Raw genomic sequence first — 3,190 nt, forward strand, 5'->3', positions numbered from 1 at the left:
TTCATGAAGCTTCCAGCTTCCGATAGGAAACGCATAGTTAAAGCAATAGATGAGATAACGCTGAAAGTTCTCGGAGAATATGAAAAGAGATATTATGATAGTAGATATAAGCTTAGCCCAGAAGCTGAGAAATATTTGAAAGAATGGCTATATATAGATGAAAAACTAACACCCCTAGCACCAATATATACTAGAGAAGACATGTTCATAGTAAGGGATTTCGCAAAGAAAATGTCCACCCAAATCTTCAATGTAATCTACAAGAATCTAGATAAGATTAAAGATACCTTCGGGAAGTGCAAAGCAAGTAGATATGCAAGCTTCGCAGAATTCTTCTGCTGGCTCTACCACCTAACCTTCACAGAAACCATAGATCACCTAATAATGAAGCAGAAGCTAAAAACACCAATTCACGGCTACGAATACTGGATTTGGAAGAAATAACTTCCCAAAAGTCTTTCCAAAACTTAAAACCCTTTGTAGCTCAAGAATGAAAGTCTAAAATTCTTCAACCATATTTTCCAGACATTCTCATAGATTATGATTTAGGGGCTATTACTATGATGTAATGATATCCCATCAAACAAGTAATTACAGTAGTAGCAGGGCTACCAAGAATAGGATTCACAGCCAGAGATGCATATAGAGTCCTAATAAAACTCGGCTTCGAAGTCAAAGAGCTAGGAAAACAGAGTCCATAAAGTGACCGTGTAACTATGCAAATAGAGAACAATAAGGTTTTACAAAGACTTATGAATCTTCAAAACAACTTGGGAAGAAGCTCTCCAAAGTAAGTTCCAATATACTTTTGAACAACCCTTGAAGCAAGATTCAAACACTTCTCAACAATTTCTTTCCCCGGAGCCTTCCCCTCATGAACAACGTCATTACGAGCCTTCTTAATCTCCATGAGCAAATCATATTCTTCATTAGAAATCACATGAGAAATATTCAACACTTCTATCTTCTGATCAATATTCCAATTCTCTATCTTTTCAAGCCTCTTTTTATCAGAAGTAATCTTTGAAATCGTTGAAGACAATAAATCCTCAATATAAAAGTCCTCAAGAATAACCCAGCTCATGATCAATGCCTGCTTATACTCCGTGTTCATGAAGTAGGTATAAGCCTCATGAAGAAGTGAGATAAGCGATTTCATTCTCTCATTTGTTGTAATGAGCTCTGCCAACTTTATTGCATTCCTCACCTTCACTTCATTGATAACAAATTGTGAAACATAAGGCCAAGTCTCCGGGCTAATAGGGGCACTCCATTGTGCACTTTTCTCTTTAAATGTTGCCTCTCCCAAGTCAACCTCCCTAATCACGTGGGTTTGGATACCAAGGAGTAATAACGTCGCCATCATTTCATTAAGGAATTCTAAAGCCTTAGACTTCTCCTTTATACCAATAGCTATGTAGCCATTACGAAGCACAATAACTGGAAACCCTTTATAGACATCCATTACAACTCTCTGTGATGAATATTCCCAAAGAGGAAGTCCTAGAACTTTCTCCCTAAATGATTTAGGTTTCGGTACTTCACCTATCCAAATAGGGGGACGTACATATGCTCCAAATCCTTCAAGAATCACCTTTTCTTCTGGTGGAGAAGCTGGAAAAGAAGGTCTTGCAGTAGAAATTATCTCTTTAATGCAATTGTCTATTAGTTCCTTAATATCACATCTTAAAAGGTTTCCTACGACCAGCCATCCTACGGAATATGGTTCATCGAACCGTATTCTCGTCTTCACGAATATTCCAGGTCTTAAAGGACTCAAAGGATTATAGTTTCTTAATAACCACGTGAAAATATGTGCTAAGGAGTTCTTTACTTCGTCTCTTCCTATTAATTTAACAAAATTTGAGTTTAAAACTTGCTTTTCAATGTAATCGAATAAATTCGAATTTTCAATAGGCCCATAAATTTCGATTGTTTTATCTTCCATCTCTTTCAGATGTGCTATGACTATTATTTGAAACTCAGGTTCTTTCGCCCAGATAACCATCATCTGACACGGAAATGAGAGATCATTGAAGGTTTTGGAGGCTACAGTTTGTACTTCAATAGGCAAGCTTTTCATTCTCTCCCTGAAATGCATTATTAGCTCCATTAGATAAGCTCGTAGCTTTTCCCTAACATCTGTGAAATCTATTCGTGATTCTTCTTTCATACTTCTTCATTTTTACTCTTTCAGGCAACATCTTAAATTACTATCGACTCTCTAACCATTTTTTTAAATAATATTTTTATAAGTAATATAGAGCAAAATAAAAGGAGAAATCTCTTCACAATCCCCCATTTTAAACTTATTGTTCTTAATCCATTGTAAGAAGACAATTTATGAAGACTATAAACAATTAGCCTATTACTTTTCTTGCCTCCTCTATGTTGCCTTTTCTTAATGTATTTATAATGAGTTGCAAATCTTCAATATCGATCACCTTTACATTTCTAACATTTTTCTTTTTCTCAGTGGCATATTCTCCAACTATTATCATGGGTTCAACAAAAATTCCTCTTCTTTGCAGTAGAAGCTGAAGATTGGCTAAATCATCTATTTTCTTATCTTCAGGCGACCTTAAAGTAACATCAGCAACATACATTATTCTTCGTTTGAGGATCATGTATCAAAAGATCAGCTTCCCTTTCTGTCTCATCCTCCTCCTTAATAGTTTTATAAGCTGTCCCTTCTAGTTCAACTAATTGAAAGCCAAGCATAGATAAAAGCCATACTATTATTCTTTGAAATGATAAATCAGCTCTCCTAATTTCACCTCCCACTTGTTTACTTCCCCTTAACAATTCTTCTAACTTATCTAAAGCTACAAATTGATTTATCAGCTTTGGAAAGTCTCCGCTCAAAACTTCTTTTCGCAACAAAGCTTCTACTTTCCTACGCTCTTCGGTTATCGTACCCAATTTACTTGCTACAGCCCAGTAAATCTCATCATCTCTATTTAAAGAAAATTGAAGGGGCTGTCTTATTATTACCTCCCCAAGTTCTTCGTTAGGCGTTGGAAATGTAAGTCGGTAATTTTCTATTGGGATATAATTTGTTCTAAGTAGCCTTCTGAGAGTAAGCCTCAGTTTGAGCTTATGTGCCAATGCTTTGTGGCAGATTGCTCTGAAATACGCAATATTTCCTTCCAAGTTTATAGACATAGGCAGAAAATATATTGGAATATCT

Annotated in this window: 4 protein-coding genes; 1 reads left to right on the forward strand and 3 read right to left on the reverse strand. The window is 35.8% G+C overall.

Translation table 11 applies throughout. The features are described from left to right. The coding region (locus MRT15_RS11345) for a hypothetical protein (protein ID WP_304330335.1) at nt 1–444 on the forward strand (444 nt) is incomplete at its 5' end. Nucleotides 445–760: 316 nt separating this feature from the next. Here the strand turns inward: MRT15_RS11345 and MRT15_RS11350 are convergent. From MRT15_RS11350 to MRT15_RS11360, 3 genes are all read right to left on the reverse strand, one after another. Further along, nucleotides 761–2,113 (reverse strand): hypothetical protein, encoded by a 1,353-nt coding sequence (locus tag MRT15_RS11350; RefSeq protein WP_304330336.1) that lies wholly within the window; start codon nt 2,111–2,113, stop codon nt 761–763. A 247-nt stretch (nt 2,114–2,360) separates the two neighbouring features. Then, entirely contained in the window at nt 2,361–2,606 is a 246-nt protein-coding gene (locus MRT15_RS11355; RefSeq protein WP_304330338.1) for a hypothetical protein, read from the reverse strand. Beyond that, a partial coding sequence (locus MRT15_RS11360; RefSeq protein ID WP_304330339.1) for a hypothetical protein occupies nt 2,593–3,190 on the reverse strand: 598 nt, incomplete at its 5' end. The genes MRT15_RS11360 and MRT15_RS11355, both read right to left, overlap by 14 nt.

Origin of the sequence: Candidatus Culexarchaeum yellowstonense (genome assembly GCF_024707025.1) — an archaeon.
Classification (GTDB): domain Archaea; phylum Thermoproteota; class Methanomethylicia; order Culexarchaeales; family Culexarchaeaceae; genus Culexarchaeum.